At 62.3% G+C, this 21,972-nt stretch carries 23 protein-coding genes and 1 pseudogene; 17 read left to right on the top strand and 7 right to left on the bottom strand.

Annotated elements, in window-relative coordinates; all coding sequences use genetic code 11:
• Positions 1-157: 157 nt before the first annotated feature.
• The 3 genes from HX801_RS11470 to HX801_RS11460 all read left to right on the top strand — a co-directional run bounded on the left by HX801_RS11470 (position 158) and on the right by HX801_RS11460 (position 1,880).
• Complete coding sequence (locus tag HX801_RS11470) at positions 158-589, top strand: AraC family transcriptional regulator (RefSeq protein WP_023658747.1); 432 nt, start codon at positions 158-160, stop codon at positions 587-589.
• Between the two features lie 83 nt (positions 590-672).
• Entirely contained in the window at positions 673-1,395 is a 723-nt protein-coding gene (locus HX801_RS11465) for a pirin family protein (protein WP_008434624.1), read from the top strand.
• A gap of 137 nt (positions 1,396-1,532) precedes the next feature.
• Complete coding sequence (locus tag HX801_RS11460) at positions 1,533-1,880, top strand: hypothetical protein (protein ID WP_023658746.1); 348 nt, start codon at positions 1,533-1,535, stop codon at positions 1,878-1,880.
• 136 nt (positions 1,881-2,016) lie between these two features.
• Here HX801_RS11460 and HX801_RS11455 read toward each other — a convergent pair whose 3' ends face one another.
• Positions 2,017-3,015 (bottom strand): quinone oxidoreductase, encoded by a 999-nt coding sequence (locus HX801_RS11455; protein ID WP_177022117.1) that lies wholly within the window; start codon positions 3,013-3,015, stop codon positions 2,017-2,019.
• A gap of 102 nt (positions 3,016-3,117) precedes the next feature.
• On the opposite strand from HX801_RS11455, the gene HX801_RS11450 reads away from it, so the two are divergent.
• The gene (locus HX801_RS11450) at positions 3,118-3,981 is read left to right on the top strand and encodes a LysR family transcriptional regulator (RefSeq protein WP_177022116.1); all 864 of its coding nucleotides are present in this window, start codon (positions 3,118-3,120) and stop codon (positions 3,979-3,981) included.
• 6 nt (positions 3,982-3,987) lie between these two features.
• Here the strand turns inward: HX801_RS11450 and HX801_RS11445 are convergent.
• Positions 3,988-4,167: pseudogene (locus tag HX801_RS11445) on the bottom strand (cupin domain-containing protein); the annotation flags it as partial.
• 30 nt (positions 4,168-4,197) lie between these two features.
• A complete protein-coding gene (locus HX801_RS11440; protein ID WP_177022115.1) occupies positions 4,198-5,091 on the bottom strand; it encodes a LysR family transcriptional regulator in 894 nt (297 codons plus the stop codon).
• Between the two features lie 117 nt (positions 5,092-5,208).
• Here HX801_RS11440 and HX801_RS11435 point away from each other — a divergent pair, with 117 nt between their 5' ends.
• Both HX801_RS11435 and HX801_RS11430 read left to right on the top strand, forming a co-directional pair.
• Entirely contained in the window at positions 5,209-5,649 is a 441-nt protein-coding gene (locus tag HX801_RS11435) for a GFA family protein (protein WP_177022114.1), read from the top strand.
• 426 nt (positions 5,650-6,075) lie between these two features.
• Positions 6,076-7,029, top strand: a complete 954-nt coding sequence (locus HX801_RS11430; protein WP_134326328.1) for an aliphatic sulfonate ABC transporter substrate-binding protein — start codon at positions 6,076-6,078, stop codon at positions 7,027-7,029.
• Positions 7,030-7,169: 140 nt separating this feature from the next.
• On the opposite strand, the gene HX801_RS11425 is transcribed toward HX801_RS11430, so the two are convergent.
• On the bottom strand, positions 7,170-8,150 hold the full coding sequence (locus HX801_RS11425; RefSeq protein WP_003215718.1) for a sugar-binding transcriptional regulator: 981 nt from the start codon (positions 8,148-8,150) through the stop codon (positions 7,170-7,172).
• Between the two features lie 63 nt (positions 8,151-8,213).
• Positions 8,214-8,675, bottom strand: coding sequence for a ribose 5-phosphate isomerase B (gene rpiB, locus HX801_RS11420; RefSeq protein WP_003215716.1), 462 nt, complete (start codon positions 8,673-8,675; stop codon positions 8,214-8,216).
• Positions 8,676-8,959: 284 nt separating this feature from the next.
• On the opposite strand from rpiB, the gene HX801_RS11415 reads away from it, so the two are divergent.
• The 7 genes from HX801_RS11415 (at position 8,960) to dhaL (ending at position 16,361) form a co-directional block, all read left to right on the top strand.
• Complete coding sequence (locus HX801_RS11415) at positions 8,960-10,447, top strand: sugar ABC transporter ATP-binding protein (protein ID WP_003215714.1); 1,488 nt, start codon at positions 8,960-8,962, stop codon at positions 10,445-10,447.
• A complete protein-coding gene (locus HX801_RS11410; RefSeq protein ID WP_003215711.1) occupies positions 10,444-11,433 on the top strand; it encodes an ABC transporter permease in 990 nt (329 codons plus the stop codon). The genes HX801_RS11415 and HX801_RS11410 overlap by 4 nt, the downstream gene beginning before the upstream one ends.
• Positions 11,434-11,472: 39 nt before the next feature.
• Positions 11,473-12,480, top strand: a complete 1,008-nt coding sequence (locus HX801_RS11405; protein ID WP_087694868.1) for a substrate-binding domain-containing protein — start codon at positions 11,473-11,475, stop codon at positions 12,478-12,480.
• Between the two features lie 151 nt (positions 12,481-12,631).
• Complete coding sequence (locus tag HX801_RS11400; RefSeq protein WP_008434650.1) at positions 12,632-13,387, top strand: SDR family oxidoreductase; 756 nt, start codon at positions 12,632-12,634, stop codon at positions 13,385-13,387.
• Positions 13,388-13,415: 28 nt separating this feature from the next.
• A complete protein-coding gene (locus tag HX801_RS11395; RefSeq protein WP_008434653.1) occupies positions 13,416-14,531 on the top strand; it encodes an erythritol/L-threitol dehydrogenase in 1,116 nt (371 codons plus the stop codon).
• 181 nt (positions 14,532-14,712) lie between these two features.
• Positions 14,713-15,714, top strand: coding sequence for a dihydroxyacetone kinase subunit DhaK (locus HX801_RS11390; protein WP_102605154.1), 1,002 nt, complete (start codon positions 14,713-14,715; stop codon positions 15,712-15,714).
• A 2-nt stretch (positions 15,715-15,716) separates the two neighbouring features.
• Positions 15,717-16,361 (top strand): dihydroxyacetone kinase subunit DhaL, encoded by a 645-nt coding sequence (dhaL, locus tag HX801_RS11385; RefSeq protein WP_003215682.1) that lies wholly within the window; start codon positions 15,717-15,719, stop codon positions 16,359-16,361.
• A 141-nt stretch (positions 16,362-16,502) separates the two neighbouring features.
• Here dhaL and HX801_RS11380 read toward each other — a convergent pair whose 3' ends face one another.
• Positions 16,503-17,384: a LysR family transcriptional regulator gene (locus tag HX801_RS11380; RefSeq protein WP_177022113.1), complete on the bottom strand. Its 882-nt coding sequence runs from the start codon at positions 17,382-17,384 to the stop codon at positions 16,503-16,505.
• A gap of 103 nt (positions 17,385-17,487) precedes the next feature.
• On the opposite strand from HX801_RS11380, the gene HX801_RS11375 reads away from it, so the two are divergent.
• Entirely contained in the window at positions 17,488-17,973 is a 486-nt protein-coding gene (locus tag HX801_RS11375; protein ID WP_177008647.1) for a heme-binding protein, read from the top strand.
• Positions 17,970-19,499 carry an MFS transporter gene (locus HX801_RS11370; RefSeq protein WP_177022112.1) on the top strand — a complete coding sequence of 510 codons (1,530 nt, stop codon included), beginning with the start codon at positions 17,970-17,972 and terminating at the stop codon, positions 19,497-19,499. Before HX801_RS11375 ends, HX801_RS11370 begins: the two co-directional genes overlap by 4 nt.
• A 153-nt stretch (positions 19,500-19,652) precedes the next feature.
• On the opposite strand, the gene sohB is transcribed toward HX801_RS11370, so the two are convergent.
• A complete protein-coding gene (gene sohB / locus HX801_RS11365; protein ID WP_008434663.1) occupies positions 19,653-20,678 on the bottom strand; it encodes a protease SohB in 1,026 nt (341 codons plus the stop codon).
• Positions 20,679-20,871: 193 nt separating this feature from the next.
• Here sohB and HX801_RS11360 point away from each other — a divergent pair, with 193 nt between their 5' ends.
• Together HX801_RS11360 and HX801_RS11355 are read left to right on the top strand one after the other, a co-directional pair.
• On the top strand, positions 20,872-21,582 hold the full coding sequence (locus HX801_RS11360; protein ID WP_102368789.1) for a histidine phosphatase family protein: 711 nt from the start codon (positions 20,872-20,874) through the stop codon (positions 21,580-21,582).
• 56 nt (positions 21,583-21,638) lie between these two features.
• Positions 21,639-21,953 carry an SCP2 sterol-binding domain-containing protein gene (locus tag HX801_RS11355; protein WP_087694874.1) on the top strand — a complete coding sequence of 105 codons (315 nt, stop codon included), beginning with the start codon at positions 21,639-21,641 and terminating at the stop codon, positions 21,951-21,953.
• Positions 21,954-21,972: the final 19 nt, after the last annotated feature.

The following is a 21,972-nucleotide window of genomic DNA, read 5'->3' as shown; positions in this document are numbered from 1 at the left end:
TGGATGCTTGAACGTTCGCGCTAGTGTGCGACGGCCCGATCCAGAAAAATTGCATGCATGTGCTCAGTTCAACAGATGCTTGCAGCGGTCTACACTGGGGATTCATTCACCGGTAAGGTGTGTGAAAACAAGCGCCCATCGACCACGGATAGCGATCATGGCTCAACCAGCAGCTGCAACCGGAACCCTGTGTTCAGAGCGGGAACAGAGGGTCAAGCAATTGATCCTCGCCAATCTTGCTGGCCCCCTGGAGGTGACGGAACTGGCTCGCGCCTGTGAGCTGTCCCGCAGCCATTTCTCCAGGGCCTTCAAGCGCACCACCGGTGTATCGCCCCAGGAATGGATTCGCCAGCAACGCATCAAGCAGGCCAAGGTGCTGATCACCGGCTCCGCCCTGAGCCTGACGCAGATCAGCCAGGAATGCGGGTTCTGCGACCAGGCGCACTTCTGTCACCTGTTCAGCCGCAGCGAAGGCGTGAACCCGATGGCCTGGCGCAAACTTCAGCTGCGCTACCGCCATCATCTGCGGACGGCACAGCTGGCGATCGTCAATCTAAAAGAGACAGTCATTCCGATTTCAGCTTCTTAATCAACCTATCGTTAACCAGTAATCTTCTCCTCACACCGAAGCCCTGCATCTCGCAGCCAGGCTTCCCTTGAGGAGAACACCCCATGCTGACCCTTCGCAAAGCCTCGGAACGCGGCGCCGCCAATCACGGTTGGTTGAAGTCGTTCCACACCTTCTCGTTCGCCAACTACTGGAATCCCAAAGAACAGGGTTTTTCCGACCTGCTGGTGATCAACGATGACCGGGTTGCCGCCGGCAAGGGCTTCGGCCAACACCCGCACCGCGACATGGAGATTTTCTCCTATGTGCTCGAAGGCGCCCTGGAACACAAGGACACCCTGGGCACCGGTTCGGTGATTCGCCCCGGCGACGTGCAACTGATGAGCGCCGGCAGCGGCGTGGCCCACAGCGAGTTCAACCACAGCCACACCCAGGGCGTGCACTTCCTGCAAATCTGGATCGTGCCGGATGTGGCGGGCGCCGAACCGCGCTATCAGCAGGAGCACTTCACCGAGGCGCAGAAACGCGGCCGGTTGCAATTGATCATCTCGCCGGAAGGCACCGACGGCTCCCTCGGCGTGCGCCAGGACGCGCGGGTGTATGCCGGGCTGTTCAACGGCTTTGAAACCGCCAGCCTGCCGCTGGCCCCGGAACGCTACGCCTACATCCATGTGGCGCGGGGCAGCGTTGAAGTCAATGGCCAGCGCTTGCACGAAGGCGACGGCGCCCGAGTGCGCGATGAGCGGGAGATTCACCTGAGCCATGGGGAGGACGCCGAGGTGCTGGTGTTCGACCTGCGCCCTCGGGAACTGCCAGAAATGCCGTGATGAGCGACGCGATGGCCCGGGAAAACGGGCCATCGCTGGCGTCGATAGTCACCATCAGCCCAATGAAGTTCTCTTAAAAAATCTGCCGCGTAACATCGCATCCATACCAACCAACGACTTTCCCGGAGCACACCCTCATGAAACGCCAACTCTTGCTTAGCCTCGCTTTCTCGGTACTTGCTGTAAGCGCCTTTACCCAACCTGCCCTCGCTGAAGGCGGCGCGGATCGCCTGATGGACAGCCGCGTGGCTGAGGGTGGGTCTGACCGTATGCTGGAACGTCGTGTTGCTGAAGGTGGTTCTGATCGCCTGCTGGAACGTCGTGTTGCTGAAGGTGGTGCTGATCGCCTTCAAGAAAACCGTGTAGCTGAAGGTGGCGCTGAGCGTCTTCAAGGCAACCGTGTAGCTGAAGGTGGTGCTGACCGTCTTCAAGAAAACCGTGTAGCTGAAGGTGGCGCTGACCGCCTGATGGAAAACCGCGCGTAACCCCTGTCGTTCGCGGTTCACCCCCAGCCGGCCTGATCAGCCGGCTTTTTTTCGCCTGCTGTTAACTGATCCTCACAAGCGCCACGACCCCTGTGGCGAGGGAGCAAGCTCCCTCGCCACACAAGCTCTCTGGCCATTAGTGAAGTTCACGGTCCAGCCACACCACCGCCTTGCCAATCTGCTGCCGTGCCTCAATCCTCGCGTGCACCTGCTGCACCTCTTCCAGGGCGTAATGCCCTTCGATATCCACCGTCAGCGAACCTTCAAGTATCGCCGCAAACACCGCATTGGCACGCCTCTGCACCGTAGGCCCGTCGGCCATGTGGTCGTTGAGCCGTGGGCGAGTCAGGAACAGTGAACCGGCCTCCCCCAACTCCATCGGATCGAGGTCAGTGATCGAACCGGAGACGTTGCCGTAATTGACGATCAGCCCCCGCGTACGACAGGCCTTGAAGCTTTCACGCAAGGTGGCCTTACCCACCGAATCGAACACCACGTCCACACCCCGCCCCTGCGTTACCTGCAAGACTCGCTCGGCAAACCCGTCGTATGGCCAGGCCTGATCCGCGCCACGCTCAAGGGCAATCGCGCACTTTTCGACGCTGCTGCCGGTGGTGAACACCGTGGCACCGAGCCGATGGGCCATTTGCACCAGCAACTGGCCGATGCTGCCGGACGCGGCATGGATCAGGCAGCTGCTGCCCGCCTGCAACCGCGCAACATCTTCAATCAGGTAGTGAGCCGTGCAGCCCTGGAACATCGCCGCAGCCGCCTGATCGAAGCTGATCGCATTGGGAATTTGCGCCACTCGCGCGGCGGGCACGCTGGCGTATTCGGCGAACGCGCCCCATGAAATGCACCAGGCCACCCGATCACCCGGAGCCAAATGGCTCACGCGCTCGCCCACCGCCACCACCACACCCGCGCCTTCCATACCCAGGGTGCACGGCAGCCGTACCGGGTAGGTCACCGACTTGGCGTACTTGCCCTGGCGGGTGTGAACATCCATGAAATTGATCCCGGCACAGGCCACCTTGACCAGTACATGGCCGGCGGTCACCTGGGGTTTGGGCACATCAAGGCGCAGTTGAACAACTTCCGGGCCGCCGTAGGTTTCAAGGGTGAGGGCTTTCATCGCGGGACAACTCCGTTTGCAGTGGGAATGCGCCATGGTAAAAGGCGCTAATCTGTACGAGAATTCCCCAACACCTCCCACCCTCCGTGCGAAAATAACCCGATGTTCGACTGGCAGGATCTGTATTTCTTCACCGTGCTGGCGCGCACCCAATCACTGTCGGCTGCCGCCCGCGAGCTGCAGGTGGAACACGCCACCGTCGGCCGGCGCGTCGATGCCCTGGAAAAAGCCCTCGGCGTCAAACTGGTAGACCGCCTGCCCCGCAGTCGGCCGCTCACCGAGGAAGGCCGGGCACTGGCGAAATTGGCGTCAGGCATGGGCGACATGGCCACCGAAGTGATGCGCCTGTCCCGCGTGGCCTCGATCGAAGTGGCCGGCACCGTGCGGGTCAGTTGCCCGCCGTCGATTGCCATCCACTGCATCGCGCCCCATGTCGCACGGTTCAGGGCGCAGTATCCCAAGCTGAATATCGTGTTGATGTCCTCGACGACGCTGGCCGCCCTCGACAAAGGCGAAGCCGACATTGCCCTGCGCACGGTGCGTCCCGATGAGGAAGCGCTGGTACGCAGAAAGGTCGGCGCCGTGCGTTTCGGGCTCTATGCCACGCCCGAGCTCAAGCAGTTACCCGCTGAACAGTGGACGTTCATTGCCTATGACGCCACCCGCGACCACCTGCCCCAACAGGCGTGGATGCATCAGGTACGCGGCAACCGCACGATTGCCTTCGCCGCCAGCGACCTGATCACCCAGCAAATGGCCGCCCGGTCCCAGGTGGGTGCGGTGGTGTTGCCCACGCTGGTGGGAGATCACGACGCGGCATTGGTGCGCCTGGCAACGACCACCGAAGGCCCGGTTCGCGATATCTGGCTGACGGTGTATCCGGATATGCGCCGCTCGCCTTCGGTGAAGGTGGTGATGGAGTTTCTGGTGAGCTGCATTGAAGGCGAGCCGCAGTTGCGGCGGTGAGACCGATTACTGCGCGGCGTACTGTTCGTCGCTGACCTGCTCCATCCAGTCCACCACCTTGCCGTCGAGCATTTCGTTGATCGCGATATGGGTCATGGCGGTGTTCGCCGTGGCGCCATGCCAATGCTTGACCCCGGGTGCAATCCATACCGTGTCGCCGGGGCGAATGGCCCGCACGGGCTGGCCCGCATTTGCATTGTTGGTTGACGCGCTGCGTTATCGCGGCTGAAGGAAGTCCGTCAGGGCCGCGCCCAAGCCATCGAACACCACGGCGATGCGCGGGACCTTGCGCATGTCCTGATGCATGGCGATCCACACGTCAACCTTGAAATCCACCTGCGCGGGCAACACCCGCACCAGCCCGTGACGTTGTGCCACCTGGGCTGAACACACGCCGATCCCAAGCCCCGCACGCAGAGCGGCCAACTGCGCGAGGTGATCGTCGGTGCGAATCACCGTACTGGGCGCCGAACAGTCGAAACCGCGCTCACCCAGGAATTCGATCTCCAGCAAGTTGCGGTCCGGCCCGATCAGCGGGTAGCCGTGCAATTGCGCAACGGTGTCCGGCGTGCCCTGCTCTGCCAACAGTTCGGGTGCGGCGTACAACCCTACGTGAAGGTCGCCGACCTTGCGCGCGACCACCGTGGATTCGACCGGGCGACGGATGCGTACGGCGACGTCGGCCTCTTGCCGGGCAAGTGCCTGGAGCCGATTGGATACGCTCAGTTCGATGGCCAATTGCGGATGATCACGGCGCAGGCTGCGCAACATGGGCGGCAGCACTTCAACGCCCAGCAGCTTGCCGCTGGTGAGCCGCACCGTGCCGCCGGCGAGGGCCGTGTCGGCCGAGGCTGCGCGGCTGAAGGCGTTGGCGGCAACGGCCATCGCTTCAACGTGGCTGATCAGGTCCTTGGCCGTGTCGGTGGGCAACAGCCCGGCGGGTGTGCGGATAAACAGGCTGACCCCGACGCTCTGCTCCAGGGCCTCGATCCTTCGCCGCGCGGTGGCCTGGGCGATCCCCAGCAAACGGGCCGCGCCCGACAGGCTGCCGGTGCGCAACACGGCGAGGAAGGCGCGCTGGGTTTCCCATTGGAGTTGCGGGGCGTTCATACATTTCCTGTGAGCCGCTGGGCAGTTTTGGCGGATGTTCTTTGTTCGGAGGCTGCGGCATGCTGGCGAGCATAACCGATGGGGCTTTCGCCCTCACTTTGCACAGGATCGTTTTTGATGACACTCACCGGCCAATGTCGCTGCGCCCGCGTGACCTACACCCTCGATACCGACGCGCCGCTGGCGGTGTATGCCTGCCATTGCCGCCACTGCCAGACCTGGAGCGGCAGCGCGTTTGCCCTGCATGCGCTGTTGCCGGCGGATGCGCTGCGGGTTGAAGGTTCGCTGACGGAATATGCCTATGACGTTGATGGGCAGCGCTCGGAACATCGGTTGTGCGGGGTGTGCCATACGCGGATCTGCAACACCACGACGGCCGCGCCGGGGTTGGTTGTGCTGCGGGTCGGGACACTGGATGAGAGCCCGTCCGTGCAGCCGGTGGCGCATATCTGGCTGCGGCACAAGCAGCCGTGGGTAACGCTGGTGGAGGGTGTTCCGACCTGGCCGGAAAGCCCTACGCCCCAGGCGTTTGCGCAGGCGTTGAGCGTTCCCCTGTAGACATGACTCACACCCACACTGTGGCGAGGGAGCTTGCTCCCGCTGGGTTGCGCAGCAACCCCAAAAGCATTGACCGGCCCATCCTGAAAGACCGCAGCGGCCTACCAGGGGGCGCTTCGCACCCCAACGGGAGCAAGCTCCCTCGCCACATTGGGCTCTGCGTCGATGTTGAGACTCAGCACTTCGCCATTGCGCAACTGCCAGGCGAAGAAGTCTGAAAAGTCATCGCGAACCAGGGCGCGAATCGCCTTGGCCACCACCCCATGAGCAACCCACCTACAACTGCATATCGCCTCCTTGTTCCCTGACGCTGAAAGGCCGCGAACGGCGCACCCGATAAAGGCCTAAGCTAAGATCGAAAAATTATTTATCGAATGTTTTTTAGAACAATAAGCTCACCTTAATCCATTAAGAGTCGAGCACGCCATGCCCCAGTTTTCGCTCCATCGCCTTTTCATCGCAGGCCTTGCCACACTGGGCCTCTGCACCACCCTGAGCACACAAGCCCAGGAAACCGTACGCATCGGTTACCAGAAATCCTCGACCCTGATCACCTTGCTGAAAACCCAGGGCACCCTGGAAAAAGCCCTCAAGGCCGACGGCATCGACGTCACCTGGCACGAGTTCCCCAGTGGCCTGCCGCTGCTGGAAGCACTCAACGTCGGTAACGTGGATATCAGCGCCGACGTGGCCGACACCGTGCCGATCTTCGCCCAGGCCGCCCAGGCCAAGCTCACCTACTTCGCCCAGGAAGCGCCCTCGCCCCAAGCCCAGGCGATCGTGGTGCGCAAGGACTCGCCGATCCAGCAACTGGCGGATTTGAAAGGCAAGAAAATCGCCGTGACCAAGGCCGCCGGCACTCACTATTTATTGATCGCTGCCTTGAACAAGGCGGGGCTGGCCTTCTCCGATATCGAGCCGGCGTACCTGACGCCCGCCGATGGCCGCGCTGCGTTTGAAAACAACAAGGTTGATGCCTGGGTCACGTGGGAACCGTTCCTCACCAGCGTGCAGCGCCAACTGCCCACCCGCACCCTTGCGGACGGTACCGGGCTGGCCAGTTACAAGCGCTATTACCTGACGGGTACGCCCTATGCCCAGGCGCATCCCGAAGTGCTGAAGCTGGTGTACGAGCAGTTGCACCAGGCTGGCGAGTGGGTGAAGAGCCACCCGCGTGATGCCGCGAAAGTGCTGGGGCCATTGTGGGGCAACCTGGATGTGGAGACTGTCGAGGCCGCCAATGCTCATCGCAGTTATGAGGTGCAACCGGTGACGCTGGATCAACTGGGGGAGCAACAGAAGATTGCGGATGCGTTCTTCAAGGCGGGGTTGTTGCCCAAGGCGGTGGATGCGCAGGATGTGCAGGTGTGGAAACCCTGAGGCAGTCAATTGTGGGAGCCGGGCTTGTCCGCGATGCAGACAACTCGGTACTCCAGTCATACCGCGGTGATGCCATCGCAGCCTCGCCAAGGCTCGACAGCTCCCACAGTTGATGTTCAGGGCCTGGACTATCGGCGGTGTCAGCTTTTACGCGTCGCGTCATCCAGCGCAAGGATGGTATGAGCATTGGTCACCGTGGTCGCCAGGGTATTGATCACTCCCGAACGCAACGCCCCCAGCGTCGCCGCCGCCTTGGTGTTTTCACTGGCAATCGCCACCACATCCGGAATCCGAAACAGCTCCTGCACCGTCAACCCGATCACCCGCCCCTGAATCGCGTTGACCGCCGGCTGGCCATGAATGTCGATGAAGTCATAACCCATCATGTCCCCCACGGTGCCGGACAACCGCGCCTGTGCAATTTCCTGGGGCGAAAACCACCCCATGCGCACCATGTTGCTGTTTTCACTCATGTCACCGATGCCGATCAACGCCATGTCCGCACGGCGGGCACGGTCAAGCGTGGAACGCACCGTATCGTTGCTGATCAACACCCCACGCAGTTCCGGATTGGCCACCAGCGCCGGGGCGTACAGGCTTTCACTCTCGCCACCAAACCGCAGGGCCAGGCGCCGGCAAATATGGTCGGGGTTCATGTATTCACCCGCCTTGAGCGAACCGCCAATGGCGCACACAAACGTACAGTTGCGGGTCACCGGCAAAAACACATTATCGGCCACCGCACCGACGTTACGCCCCATGCCGACCGCGACGATCATGCCGTCACTGAGGGTTTTGTTCAGGTAGTTGGCCACCAGGCTCGCCACCGCCGAGCGCTGGGTGTCCGGGTCGCTGTGGTCGACCGCAATCAAGGCGCGGTCCAGTTGGAAGCGCTCCACCAGCGCCTGTTCCAGCTCGTTGTTCATCGCCGGGTGCTGCAACACCCGCACCTCGACAATCCCTTCATCCCGTGCGCGTTTGAGCAGGCGGCTGACTTTTGCCCGGGACAGGTCGAAGCGCTTGGCGATGGCTTCCTGAGTGACGTTCTCAAGGTAATAGAGCATTGCCACTTCGGTCATCAGGTCGATGTCGCTGGCGATGCGCTGGGTACTGTCACTCATGGGCACGGGCTTCCGTTTCGGTGTCAAAGGCGCATTCTCCCGACTCTTGCCCCGTTCCGTCCACTACTGATGCCCGTCACGCTCGATCGCGTTGATGCGGTCGACCTTGGCCCCGGAACGCGCGGCTTCGAACTCCGACTCCAGGAACGACTTGACGATGCTCTTGGCCAGTTCCGCGCCGATCACCCGTGCACCGATGGACAGGATCTGCGCATCGTTGCTCTTGCGTGCCCGCTCCGCCGAATAAGTGTCATGGGCCTGGGCCGCACGAATCCCCAGGACTTTGTTGGCCGAGATGGCCATGCCGATGCCAGTGCCGCACACCAGCACGCCCAAGCGTTGCTCGCCGGCATTGATCGCCGTGGCCACCGCCAGGGCAATGTCCGGGTACAGCACCGGCGCCGTGGAATGGGTGCCGAAGTCCGTCACCGGGTAACCCAGCGCCTCGATATGGCGCTTCAACAGTTCTTTGAGCTCATAACCCGCTTCATCGCATCCGATAGCCACCGGGAAAGGTGTGTTCATGGCGTTTGGCTCCGCTGCCGTTTTGGGTACTGGAGAGTGATCATATGATCACTCGATGAAATTTATCTCAGTCATTTCTCGGATATTCCAGTCGCCCTGTCAAGCAGGATTTAGCTGACCTCCCAGTCAAAGCCCTCTAAACCGGCGCACTTTGCGCAAATCCATCCATTTACAACTTTTCAGTGAAAGAGATTGACTGATCAGAATTTCATTTGATACACATATGCTCACAGCGAAACATGACTGTGCGACCTAATAAGAATTCACAGCACGAGGACACGCCGATGGCCACGCCATTACTGCTCCAGGCTGAACACGTCGCCAAGGCTTACGCCGGGATTCCTGCCCTGCGTGAGGGGCGCCTCTCTCTGCGGGCCGGCAGCGTCCACGCCCTGTGCGGCGGCAATGGCGCAGGCAAATCGACTTTCCTGAGCATCCTGATGGGCATCACCCAGCGTGACGCCGGGACCATCCTGCTCAACGGCTCCCCCGTTCAGTTCAACCGCCCCAGCGAAGCACTCGCGGCGGGGATCGCGATGATCACCCAGGAGCTGGAACCCATTCCCTACATGACCGTCGCCGAAAACATCTGGCTGGGCCGCGAACCGCGCCGCGCCGGCTGCATCGTCGACAGCAAGGAGCTCAACCGGCGCACTCGCGAACTGCTGGAAGGCCTGGAGTTCGACGTCGACGCCACCAGCCCCATGCATCGCCTGAGCGTGGCGCAGATCCAGTTGGTGGAGATCGCCAAGGCATTCAGCCACGACTGCCAGGTGATGATCATGGACGAGCCCACCTCGGCCATCGGCGAGCGTGAGGCCGAAACCCTGTTCAAGGCCATCCGCCGCCTCACCGCCCGTGGTGCCGGCATCATCTATGTGTCGCACCGCCTCAGTGAACTGGCGCAGATTGCCGACGACTACAGCATCTTTCGCGACGGCGCCTTCGTTGAGACCGGGCGCATGGCCGATATCGACCGCGCCCACCTGGTGCGCGGCATCGTCGGCCAGGAACTGACCCGCATCGACCACAAGGTCGGCCGCGAATGCGCCGCCGAATGCTGCCTGGACGTCGACAGCCTGAGCCGCGCCGGCGAGTTCCAGGACATCAGCCTGCAACTGCGCCAGGGCGAGATTCTCGGCATCTACGGGCTGATGGGCTCGGGCCGCAGCGAATTCCTCAACTGCATCTACGGCCTCACCACGCCGGACTCCGGCAGCGTGACCCTGCAAGGCAAACCGATGCCCATCGGCCTGCCCAAGGCAACGATCCAGGCCGGCATGTCACTGGTCACCGAAGACCGCAAGGACAGCGGCCTGGTGCTCAGCGGCAGCATCCTCTCGAACATCGCATTGTCGGCGTACAAGCAGCTGTCGAGCTGGTCGCTGATCAATGCCCGCAAGGAAAACCAACTGGCCCAGGACATGGTCAAGCGCCTGCAGATCAAGACCACCTCCCTGGACCTGCCGGTGGAATCCATGAGCGGCGGCAACCAGCAGAAAGTAGTGCTCGCCAAATGCCTGTCGACCCAGCCGATCTGCCTGCTGTGCGATGAGCCGACCCGGGGCATCGATGAAGGCGCCAAGCAGGAGATCTATCACCTGCTGGACCAGTTCGTGCGCGCCGGCGGCGCGGCAATAGTGGTGTCGTCCGAAGCCCCTGAATTGCTGCACCTGAGTGACCGTATTGCCGTGTTCAAAGGCGGAAGGCTGGTGACCATCAGCAGCGATACCGCCCTTTCCCAGGAAGCCTTGCTGAGTCTTGCCTCATGAATGCCAAATCACTTTCTACACCTGCAGCCGCCCCCGTCACGACCGCACCCCGCAGCCGCCTGCGCCTGTCCCTCGACCGCTTCGGCCTGCCGCTGGTGTTCATCCTCCTGTGCCTGGTGATGGCCTTCGCCAGCGAATACTTCATGACCTGGCGCAACTGGATGGACATCCTGCGCCAGACCTCGATCAACGGGATCCTCGCCGTGGGCATGACCTACGTGATCCTGACCAAGGGCATCGACCTGTCGGTGGGCTCGATCCTGGCGTTTGCCGGGCTGTGCAGCGCCATGGTCGCGACCCAGGGGTATGGCGTGCTGGCGGCGGTCAGCGCCGGGATGTTCGCCGGGGCGATGCTCGGAGTGGTGAACGGCTTTATGGTGGCCAACCTGTCGATCCCGCCCTTTGTCGCGACCTTGGGCATGTTGAGCATTGCCCGGGGCATGACCTTCATCTTGAACGACGGCAGCCCGATCACTGACCTGCCCGACGCCTACCTGGCGCTGGGTATTGGCAAGATCGGCCCTATCGGTGTGCCGATCGTGATCTTCGCCGTGGTCGCGCTGATCTTCTGGATGGTGCTGCGCTACACCACCTACGGCCGTTATGTGTACGCGGTGGGTGGCAACGAGAAGAGCGCGCGCACCTCCGGGATCGGCGTGCGCAAGGTGATGTTTTCGGTGTACGTGGTCTCGGGCCTGCTCGCCGGGCTGGCCGGTGTGGTGCTGTCGGCGCGCACCACCTCTGCCCTGCCCCAGGCCGGCACCTCGTATGAGCTGGATGCGATTGCCGCCGTGGTAATCGGCGGCACCAGCCTGTCGGGCGGTACCGGCACGATTGTCGGCACGCTGTTTGGCGCATTGCTGATCGGCGTGATCAACAACGGCCTGAACCTGCTCGGCGTGTCCTCCTATTACCAGCAGGTCGCCAAGGGCCTGATCATCGTGTTCGCAGTGCTGATTGACGTGTGGCGCAAGAAGAAACGCTAGTTCTGAAAACTACCACTACAACAATAACGGAGTTCTCTCATGAAACCTGGTACGACTTTGGCCGCCGTCGCGGCACTCTCCCTGCTCGCCAGCAGTGTCACCCTGGCCGCCGATGGCAAGACCTACAAGATCGGCGCCGCCGTGTACGGGCTCAAGGGCCAGTTCATGCAGAACTGGGTGCGCGAGCTGAAGGAACACCCCGCAGTCAAGGACGGCACCGTGCAGTTGACCGTGTTCGACGGCAACTATGACGCACTGACCCAGAACAACCAGATTGAAAACATGGTGACCCAGCACTACGACGCGATCCTGTTTGTGCCGATCGACACCAAGGCCGGCGTCGGCACCGTGAAGGCCGCCATGAGCAATGACGTGGTGGTGATCGCCTCCAACACCAAGGTGGCGGACGCCAACGTGCCTTATGTTGGCAACGATGACGTGGAAGGCGGTCGCCTGCAGGCCCAGGCCATGGTCGACAAACTCAAGGGCCGCGGGAACGTGGTGATCATCCAGGGCCCGATTGGCCAGTCGGCGCAGATCGACCGCGAAAAGGGCGAGATGGAAGTACTGGGCAAGCACCCGGACATCAAGATCATCGAGAAGAAAACCGCCAACTGGGACCGCGCCCAGGCCCTGGCCCTGACTGAAGACTGGCTGAACGCACACCCCAAGGGCATCAACGGGGTGATCGCGCAGAACGACGACATGGCCCTCGGTGCGGTGCAGGCGTTGAAGTCCCATGGGCTGACGTCCAAGGATGTGCCGGTGACGTCCATCGACGGCATGCCGGATGCGATCCAGGCGGCGAAGAAAGATGAAGTGACCACCTTCCTGCAGGACGCCCAGGCCCAGTCCCAAGGCGCGCTGGATGTGGCGCTGCGGGCGCTGGCCGGCAAGGATTACAAGCCGCAGTCGGTGATCTGGGAACGTTATGGCAAGGACGTGAAATGGGGTGACGGCACCGCCAGGAACTACATCCTGCCGTGGGTGCCGGTGACCAATGCGAATGCGGATGCGCTGTATCAGCAGGTGAGCGGTACGAAGTAAGTTTTGACTTGAAACCCGGTCAAGTGTGGGAGCGGGCTTGCTCGCGAAAGCGGTGGATCATTCAACAGATGTGCCACCTGATACACCGCTTTCGCGAGCAAGCCCGCTCCCACATTGGATCTCCACCGATCTGAAAAATGGAGTCATGTTCATGTCTGGATTCTGGAATCAAGCCTTCGACCTCACCGGCCGCTGCGCCGTGATCACCGGCGGGGCCGCCGGGATCGGTCTGGCTTGTGCCAGCCTGCTGGTGGAACGCGGCGCGCGGGTGGCCCTGCTGGACCGCGACCCGGCCGTGGTCGAAGTCGCCGCCAGCCTCGGCGCCGGGAACATCGGCATCGCCGTGGACCTGCGCCAACTCGACCAGGTGCACAGCACCGTCGATTACGTATTCGATCACTTCAAACGCCTGGATTACCTGGTCAACAGCGCCGGCGTGGCCCTGCTGGACAAGGCCCTGGACGTCAGTGAAAACGCCTGGGACACCACTCTCGACATCAACCTCAAGGCCAGTTTCTTCGTGGCCCAGGCCTGCGCCAGGCACATGCTTGCCCAGGGCAGCGGGCGCATCGTCAACCTCGCCTCCCAAGCGGCAGTGATCGGCCTGGACCGTCACGTCGCGTACTGCGCCAGCAAGGCCGCCGTGGTCGGCATGACCAAGGTGCTCGCCATGGAATGGGCGCCGCATATCAACGTCAACGCCATCTCCCCGACCATCGTCGAAACCGCCCTCGGTAAAAAGGCCTGGGCGGGCGAGCTGGGGGAACGGGCCAAATTGCAGATCCCGGCGGGCCGCTTTGCCCAGCCGGAAGAAATCGCCGGGCTGGCGTTGTACCTGCTCAGCGACGCCGCACAGATGATCACCGGGGAAAACGTGGTGATCGACGGTGGCTACAGCATCCAGTAATTGATCTTTTGTCGTGAGGTTTATCGTCATGTCTACCGTTACCGAACGCACTGCCGAACAACTGTCCCCCGTCATTCCGAAAACCATGCAGGCCGTGGTCTGTCACGGCCCCGAAGACTATCGCCTGGAGACCGTCGATGTGCCGACGCCCGGCCCCGACGAGATCCTCACCAAGGTCGAGCTGTGCGGCATCTGCATGGGCGACATCAAGACCTACCGCGGCGCGCCCTCGTTCTGGGGCGACGCCGAGCAGCCGCGCTACGTGAAGCCGCCGATGATTCCCGGCCACGAGTTTGTCTGCCGCGTGGTCGCCCTCGGCCCTGGCGCGGAAAAGCGCGGGGTGAAGGTCGGCGACCGGGTGATTTCCGAACAGATCGTGCCGTGCTGGGGCTGCCGCTTCTGCAACCACGGCCAGTACTGGATGTGCCAGAAACACGACTTGTACGGCTTCCAGAACAACGTCCAGGGCGCCATGGCCCAGTACATGATCTTCACCAAGGAAGGCATCATCCACAAAGTACCGGACTCGATTGCCCCGGACGAAGCCATCCTGATCGAACCCCTGGCCTGCTCGCTGCACGCGGCGGAACGGGCGAATGTGGATTTCGACGACATCGTGGTGGTGGCCGGCGCCGGCACCCTGGGCCTGGGGATCATCGGTGCGGTGCGCATGCGCAACCCGAAAAAACTCATCGTGCTCGACATGAAACCCGAACGCGCTGCCCTCGCCCTGCGCATGGGTGCGGATGAAGTGTGGAACCCGGCTGAAGTCGACGTGATGGCGAAGATTCGCGAGATCACCGACGGCTACGGTTGCGACATTTACATCGAAGCCACCGGGCACCACAAGGCGGTGAACCAGGGCCTGGCGATGTTGCGCAAGCTGGGGCGCTTCGTGGAATTCAGCGTGTTCAACGACGAGGCCACGGTGGACTGGTCAATCATCGGTGACCGCAAGGAACTGGACGTGCTGGGCTCGCACCTCGGCCCCTACATGTACCCGCGCGCCATCGACTTTATCGGCAACCGCAAGATCGACATGCGCGACGTGGTGACCCACAAGTTTGCCCTGGCGGACTTCAAGGAAGCGTTTGCGGTGATGGAGCGCGGGGACAAGTCGCTTAAAGTCGTCCTGGAACCCTGATTGGCCCAATAACACAAAACCCTGCGGGCGCCGGGCTTAGGCTTTTTGTGGGAGCTGGCTTGCCTGCGATGCAGACGCCTCGGTCTATCTGTGACACCGAGCCGATGCAATCGCAGGCAAGCCAGCTCCCACAAAAGCCCCCGGCTCCCACACCAAGAACAAGAACACAGGAAACCGCGTTATGAATCGAGTGATAAACGATCCGGACCAGGTGGTGGAGGACATGCTGCGGGGTATTCTGGTCGCGCACCCCGAGCTGCGCCAATACGAAACCAATCCACGGGTGATCGGCAAGGCCAAGCCATCGCCACAAGGCCGCGTGGGCATCGTGACCGGCGGCGGTTCCGGCCATGAACCGGCCTTCCTTGGCTACGTCGGCCCCGGCCTGGTAGACGCCGTGGCCGTCGGCGAAATCTTCTCCTCGCCCACCGCCAAAAGCTTCTTCGACGCCTTCCGTGCCGCCGACCACGGCGCCGGGGTGGCGTGCCTGTACGGCAACTATGCCGGCGACAACATGAACGTGAAGCTAGCGATGAAGATGGCCGCCAGCAAGGACATGCGCATCCGCACCGTGGTCGCCAACGACGACGTGGCCTCGGCGCCCAAGGCCGACATCGCCAAGCGTCGCGGCGTGGCAGGCGAGATCTTCATGTGGAAGGTCGGCGGTGCGGCCGCGGCCCAGCATTACGACCTGGACGGGGTGATTCGTGTCGCCCAGAAAGCGGTCGACAACTGCCGCTCCATCGGCATCGGCCTCACGCCCTGCACCATCGCAGCGGTGGGCAAGCCGAACTTCCAGATTCCCGACGGGCAGATGGAATTGGGCATCGGCCATCACGGCGAGCCTGGCATTGAAGTCATCCCGATCGAATCCGCCGAGGCCATGGCGGCCCGCATGCTCGCACCGATCCTCGCCGACCGCGACTTCAGCCAGGACGACAGCGTGGTGGTGCTGGTCTCGGGCCTGGGTGCGACGCCGGTGATGGAACTTTACATTTTCTACGCCGAGGTTGAACGTCAGCTGCAAGCCAGGGGCTTGAAGATTCACCGCTGCTACGTGGGCAACTACTTCACCTCCCTGGAAATGATGGGCGTGACCCTGACCTTGCTGGGCCTGGACGCCGAGCTGAAATCCCTGATCGACCAACCTTGCCGTTCCATCGGCATGACCCAGGCGGAATAAACATGAGCCAGCATTTCTCCACCCACGACGGCAGCGCCATCGTCGCCGACCTGGTCAGCGTGATCGTTGCCAACCGCGAGTACCTGAGCGAAGTCGACGGCGCCATTGGCGATGGCGACCACGGCATCAACATGGCCAAGGGGTTCGCCCATTGCGGGCGCACCATTGAAGGCCGCCAGCTGACCCTGGCCGAAGCCCTGGATGAGTTGACACTGAGCCTGATGGAAGGCATCGGCGGCTCCATGGGGCCGTTGTATGGCAGCCTGTTTATCGGCATGGCGGATGAGGTGCGCGGCAGCGAACAGATTGACGCGGCGACCTTTGCACATTTGCTGCGGGGCGGGCTGACCTCGTTGCAGGACATCACCGAAGCCGGCGTGGGTGACAAGTGTTTGATGGACACCTTGATTCCGGCGGTGGAGGCGTTTGAACAGGCCCATGGGTCAGGAGCGTCATTCAGCGATGCGCTGGAGGCGATGAAAAGTGCTGCTTCGCGGGGGCGGGATTCCACCAGGGATCTGGTGGCGAAGATTGGGCGTGCCAGCCGCCTGGGCGAGCGCTCGTTGGGTGTACTGGATGCCGGAGCGGTATCGTGCTGCTTGATACTGACGCGATTGGCGGATTCGGTTCAACCGCGGTTGGTGTAGTGCTTGAAATGACCCCTTCGCGAGCAAGACCGCTCCCACCTTCGACCGAGTTCCATCTTTGGAATGCCGTCGAAGGTGGGAGCGGGCTTGCTCGCGAAGGCAGCAACACACTTAACCCGTGAAGCACCTAACCCGCCGCGATCAAACCTTCAACCTGGCTACCTGCTTCACCTGCTCTATATACCGCGCCACCGCCGGCGCCTTTTCAAAGCGCCGGTAAATCAGCGACAACCAGGACGACGCCTCGCTGCCTTCAATGCTGCGGTACACGACATTCGGCAAGCTCACATGCCCCACCACCGACTCCGGCACCACCGCCACGCCCTGCCCCAGTGACACCAACGCAATCACCGCCACCAACCCACCCGGCTGCGGCCCCAGTCGCGGCGCATAACCACCCTGCGCTGCCACGTGCAGCGTGCCGCTGATCTGCTCGGGCAAGATAAACGTCTCGTTCTGCAGATGCTCGCAACCGATTGCCTTCAACCCCAGCAGCCACGAATCCTGGGGCAACGCCAGCACAAACCCTTCACTGCTCAACCGCACCGCTTCGACCCCATCAGGCAAGGTCATCGGCGAACGAATGTAACCAATGTCGAAACGCCCCTCCGCCACCAGCCCCGGCAACGCCGCCATGGGGCTCTCACGCACGCTGAGGCTCACGTCCGGGCAGTCCGCGCAGAACGACTGCACCTGGCGCTGCAACAACCCCGAATACACCGCCGACGCCACATAACCCAGCTCGATATGACCGATCTCGCCACGCCCGGCGCGCTGGGCATTGCGTTGGGCAAACTCGAACTGGCGCACGGTGGCCTCTGCCTCGATCAGCAAGGCCGCGCCCGCCTCGGTCAGGCTGACCTCGCGCTGGCGGCGGATAAACAAGCGCGTACCGAGGGTGGCTTCCATGTCCTGGATCTGCCGGCTCAGGGTCGGCGGCGCGATACCCAGCTGTTCGGCAGCACGGGTGAAATTGCGTTGCCGGGCAACCGCCAAGAAGTAGCGGAAATGACGTATTTCCATCACAGGATTAGCTCAAAGGTAATGAAGTTCTGTATGGCGCCTAACAAGGACGCCACCTGCCGGGGATAAGCTCGCGGTACGTTCACAGTAGAGAGGCTTTCCCATGTTCGTCAAATCATTGGTCCTGGTGCTTGCCGGTCTTTGCACCGTGCCCGCAGCGCTGGCCGCAGAAGCCCCGGCAAGCATTGCCCACAAGGCAATCCTGAGCCTGGCAACGGCCCAGCAGATCGCCGCACACGCGCGCAAGGTCGCCGCCGACAAGGGCTGGCCCTGCGCCGTAGCCATCGTCGATGACGGTGGCTGGCCGATCCTGACGCTGCGCATGGATGGCGCTCCCGTGGTGGCCGGTATTGAGCTGGCCCAGGGCAAGGCGCGCACTTCCGCGCTCTTCAAGCGGCCGTCCGGGGATCTGGAAAACGCCATCAACAATGGCCGCCCGGCAGCCATCACCGCCGGCCTGTTGATGATGAAGGGCGCCCAGCCAATCATCCTTGAAGGCCAGGTAGTGGGCGCCATCGGCATCAGCGCAGATACTCCGGCCCACGATGACGAGATCGCCCTCGCGGCGGTGGCTTCGGTGCAGCCATGAGCAAGGTCAGCCCGCGCCTGACACTGCTGACCGCCTCCGGGGTCTGTTCGCTGATCGTGCTCGACACCAATATCGTCGCCGTGACCCTGCCGAGCATCGCCCGGGACCTGGGGGCGAATTTTGCCGATATCGAATGGGTGGTCAGCGCTTATATGCTGGCCTTCGCCGCCCTGCTATTGCCGGCCGGAAGCATTGCCGACCGCTTTGGCCGCAAGAAGACCCTGGTCTGGGGCCTGGGTATTTTCATCCTCGCCTCCCTCGGCTGCGGTGCGGCGCCGAATGCGTTGTTCCTGGATATCGCTCGCGCCGTCAAAGGTGTCGGCGCAGCGCTGCTGCTGACCTCGGCCCTGGCCTCCATCGGCCATACCTTCCATGACGAAGTGGAACGCGCCAAGGCCTGGGCCTTCTGGGGCGCGTGCATGGGCGTGGCGATGACCGCCGCGCCGACCCTCGGCGGGTTGATTACCCAGTACCTGGGCTGGCGCTGGATTTTCTATCTGAATTTGCCGGTCGGCCTGGTGCTGATGGGACTGGTGCTGCGCGCGATTCCGGAATCCCGCGATGCCCAGGCTGCAAGGCTCGACCCTTGGGGCAGCCTGAGTTTCAGTGCCAGCCTGCTGTGCCTGATCTGGGGCTTGATCGAAGCCAACCGTATCGGCTGGGACAACCCGCTGACTTACGCGCGGCTGCTGGGAGGCGCTGCGTTGCTGGGTGTTTTTGTACTCGCCGAACGCCTGCAACAGCGGCCCATGGTCGACCTGCAACTGTTCAGGCACCCGCGCTTTATCGGCGCACTGCTGGGGATGTTCGCCTACGCCGGCTGTGCCCAGGTGATGATGACGCTGCTGCCGTTTTACCTGCAAAACGGCCTGGGGTTCTCCGCGATTGCCTCCGGGCTGGGCATGTTGCCGTTTGCCTTGACCATGTTGATTTGTCCGCGGATAGGCGCACGCCTGGCCGGCCGCTTTGCCCCGGCCACTCTGATGGCGACGGGGCTGGCGTTGGTGGGGTGCGGCAACCTGCTGAGTGCCTGGGCGGTCAATATCGGCGGCTATCTGCCGTTCGCCCTGGCGATTGCCGTCACGGGGGCCGGCGCGGGATTGCTCAATGGCGATACGCAGAAAAACATCATGGCTTGCGTGCCACGGGACCGCGCGGGGATGGCGTCGGGCATGAGCACCACCATGCGCTTCAGCGCGATCATGTTGGCGATCGGGGTGTATGGGGCGTTGTTGAGCAGCCATAGCGAACAGTTGCTGCACACGAGCATCGGCTCCCAGTGGCAGGAACAGGCGGCAGGGATTGCTTCACGGGTAGTGGCTGGCGATATGCCGGCGGCCATGGCGTTGCTGCCCGAGTCAGCACGGGACACGGTGCAGCCACTGGCGCGGCAGGCGTTTGTCGGTGGGTTCAGCGTGGTGTTGTGGGTGGCGGGGTTGTTGGGTTTGCTGGGGGCGCTGGTGGTGGGCTCGTTGATGCGGCACCCCATACCGGCGGTGCCGCAGGCCTCACTACTAGCTCGGTAATGTGACCAACACAAAACCAATGTGGGAGCGGGCTTGCTCGCGAAGGCGGTGTGTCAGTCACAGATGTATTGACTGACACACCGCCTTCGCGAGCAAGTCGAATCGTCGCACCGCCGCTCCCACATTTTGATCTTCGAACGTCACCTGGAATTGTTACCAGAAACGCTGCTGGGTCAGGCGACTCCACCAGGTCAGCAGCACCCGGTCGACCGAACCGCTGGCCGCCAGGCCCACCCGCTCCTGCAGGCTTTTACGCTCGGCATAGTGCAGGTGGAACACCTCGGCGGTCTTGGCCTTGGTCGCCAGGTATTCGTCGCTGGTTTGCAGCTGGTCCACCAGTTGCTTGTCCAGCGCCGCGACACCCAGCCAGACTTCGCCGGTGGCCACGTCATCAATCGCCAGCTGCGGGCGGTAGCGCGACACGAAGTTCTTGAACAGTTGATGGGTGATGTCCAGGTCTTCCTGGAACTTCTCGCGGCCCTTCTCGGTGTTTTCGCCAAACACGGTCAGGGTGCGTTTGTATTCACCGGCGGTCAGCACTTCGAAGTCGATGTCGTGCTTCTTCAGCAGGCGGTTGACGTTGGGCAACTGCGCCACCACGCCAATCGAGCCAAGGATGGCAAACGGTGCGCTGATGATCTTCTCGCCGATGCACGCCATCATGTAGCCGCCGCTGGCCGCGACCTTGTCGATGCACACGGTCAACGGCACGCCCGCCTCGCGGATACGCGCCAGTTGCGACGACGCCAGGCCGTAGCTGTGAACCATGCCGCCGCCGCTTTCAAGGCGCAGCACCACTTCGTCCTTGGGTGTGGCCAGGCTCAGCAGTGCCGTGATTTCATGGCGCAGGCTTTCAGTGGCCGAGGCCTTGATGTCGCCGTCGAAATCCAGCACGAACACCCGTGGCTTGGCTTCTGGCTTCTTCTTGCCCTTCTTCTTTTCGGCCTTGCCTTCAGACTTGCGCAGGGCCTTGAGCTGGTCCTTGTCGAGCAGGGTCTGCTCCAGGCGCTCACGCAAACCCTTGTAGAAGTCATTGAGCTTGCTGACCTGCAACTGGCCGGCAGCTTTGCGGCGGCCTTTGCTGCGCAGTGCGGCGAAACTGATCAGCACCACCAGGATGGCGACGACCAGGGTGACGGTTTTAGCCAGGAAAGTAGCGTACTCGGCCAGAAAATCCATGTGACTCCTTACAAGTGCAGTGCGCCAGGCGCGGATTGTCCAAGCATACCGACGCCACCGCCACGGGGCCAGTGATCAAACCGCCAGCAGCGGGCCTCTAACGACCTTTTAAAACAAGCGTATGTTTTTTCATTGACAGCTTCCCGGCATCCTCATAACCTCGCCAGACTTTCAACGTACCGGGAAAACGGACGTGGGCAGCATCTACCTGATTCGACATGGCCAGGCCTCCTTCGGTGCAGACGACTACGACGTGCTGTCGCCCATCGGTGTGCAACAGGCGCAAGTGCTGGGCCGCCACCTGGCGGAACTGGGCCTGAGCTTCGACCGCTGCGTGTCGGGCGACCTGCGCCGCCAGCAGCACACTGCTACCGCCGCCTTCGAACAATACAGCGCCCTCGGCCTGCCGGTACCCACGCTGGAAATCGACAGCGCGTTCAACGAGTTCGACGCCGAGGCGATCATCCGCGCCCTGCTCCCGGACCTGCTGCACAGCGAACCCGAAGCCCTGCATATCCTGCGCAACGCCGCGCAAAACCGTGGCGAATTCCAGCGCATCTTTTCCCTGATCATCGAACGCTGGCTGGCCGGCACCTACGACCCGCCGGGCCTGGAAAGCTGGCTGGGATTTGTCGAACGTGTTCAGGGTGGCCTGCAACGCCTCCTCGAAGCCGCCGACAACCGTGACAAGATCGCCGTGTTCACCTCCGGCGGCACCATCACGGCCCTGCTCCACCTGATTACCCGAATGCCTGCCGCACAGGCCTTCGAACTGAACTGGCAAATTGTTAACACCTCGCTCAACCAGCTGAAATTCCGTGGTCGCGAGGTGGCACTGGCTTCCTTCAACAGCCATACCCACTTGCAACTGTTGAAGGCGCCGCAGCTCATCACTTTCCGATGAATTGCGGCCAACCGTGACCCCAAGGTCACTGGACTCACCATAAAAGGATCGAAACCATGACTGACGTAGCTAAAGCCGTAGAAGCAATGAAAGCCAAATTCAACCCAGCCGCTGCCGACGGCCTGGACCTGGTGTTCGGTTTCCGTATCGACGACACCCAGAACTTCTCGCTGGTCGTGAAAAACAACACCTGCGAACTGCTGGAAGGTGAAAACCCGGACGCCCAAGTCACCCTGGTGATGGACGGCGACACCATGAAAGGCATCGTCAGCGGCGAAACCGACGGCATGCAGGCATTCATGGGCGGCAAACTGCGCACTGAAGGCGACATGATGCTGGCCATGAAATTGAGCGAGCTGTTCCCGGCCTGATCAGGGCAACCCTGGCAAG

Source organism: Pseudomonas sp. G1002, assembly GCF_013385455.1.
Lineage (GTDB): Bacteria > Pseudomonadota > Gammaproteobacteria > Pseudomonadales > Pseudomonadaceae > Aquipseudomonas.
The sequence above is the reverse complement of the archived record's forward strand: the minus strand, read 5'-3'. Positions and strand labels throughout refer to the sequence as shown.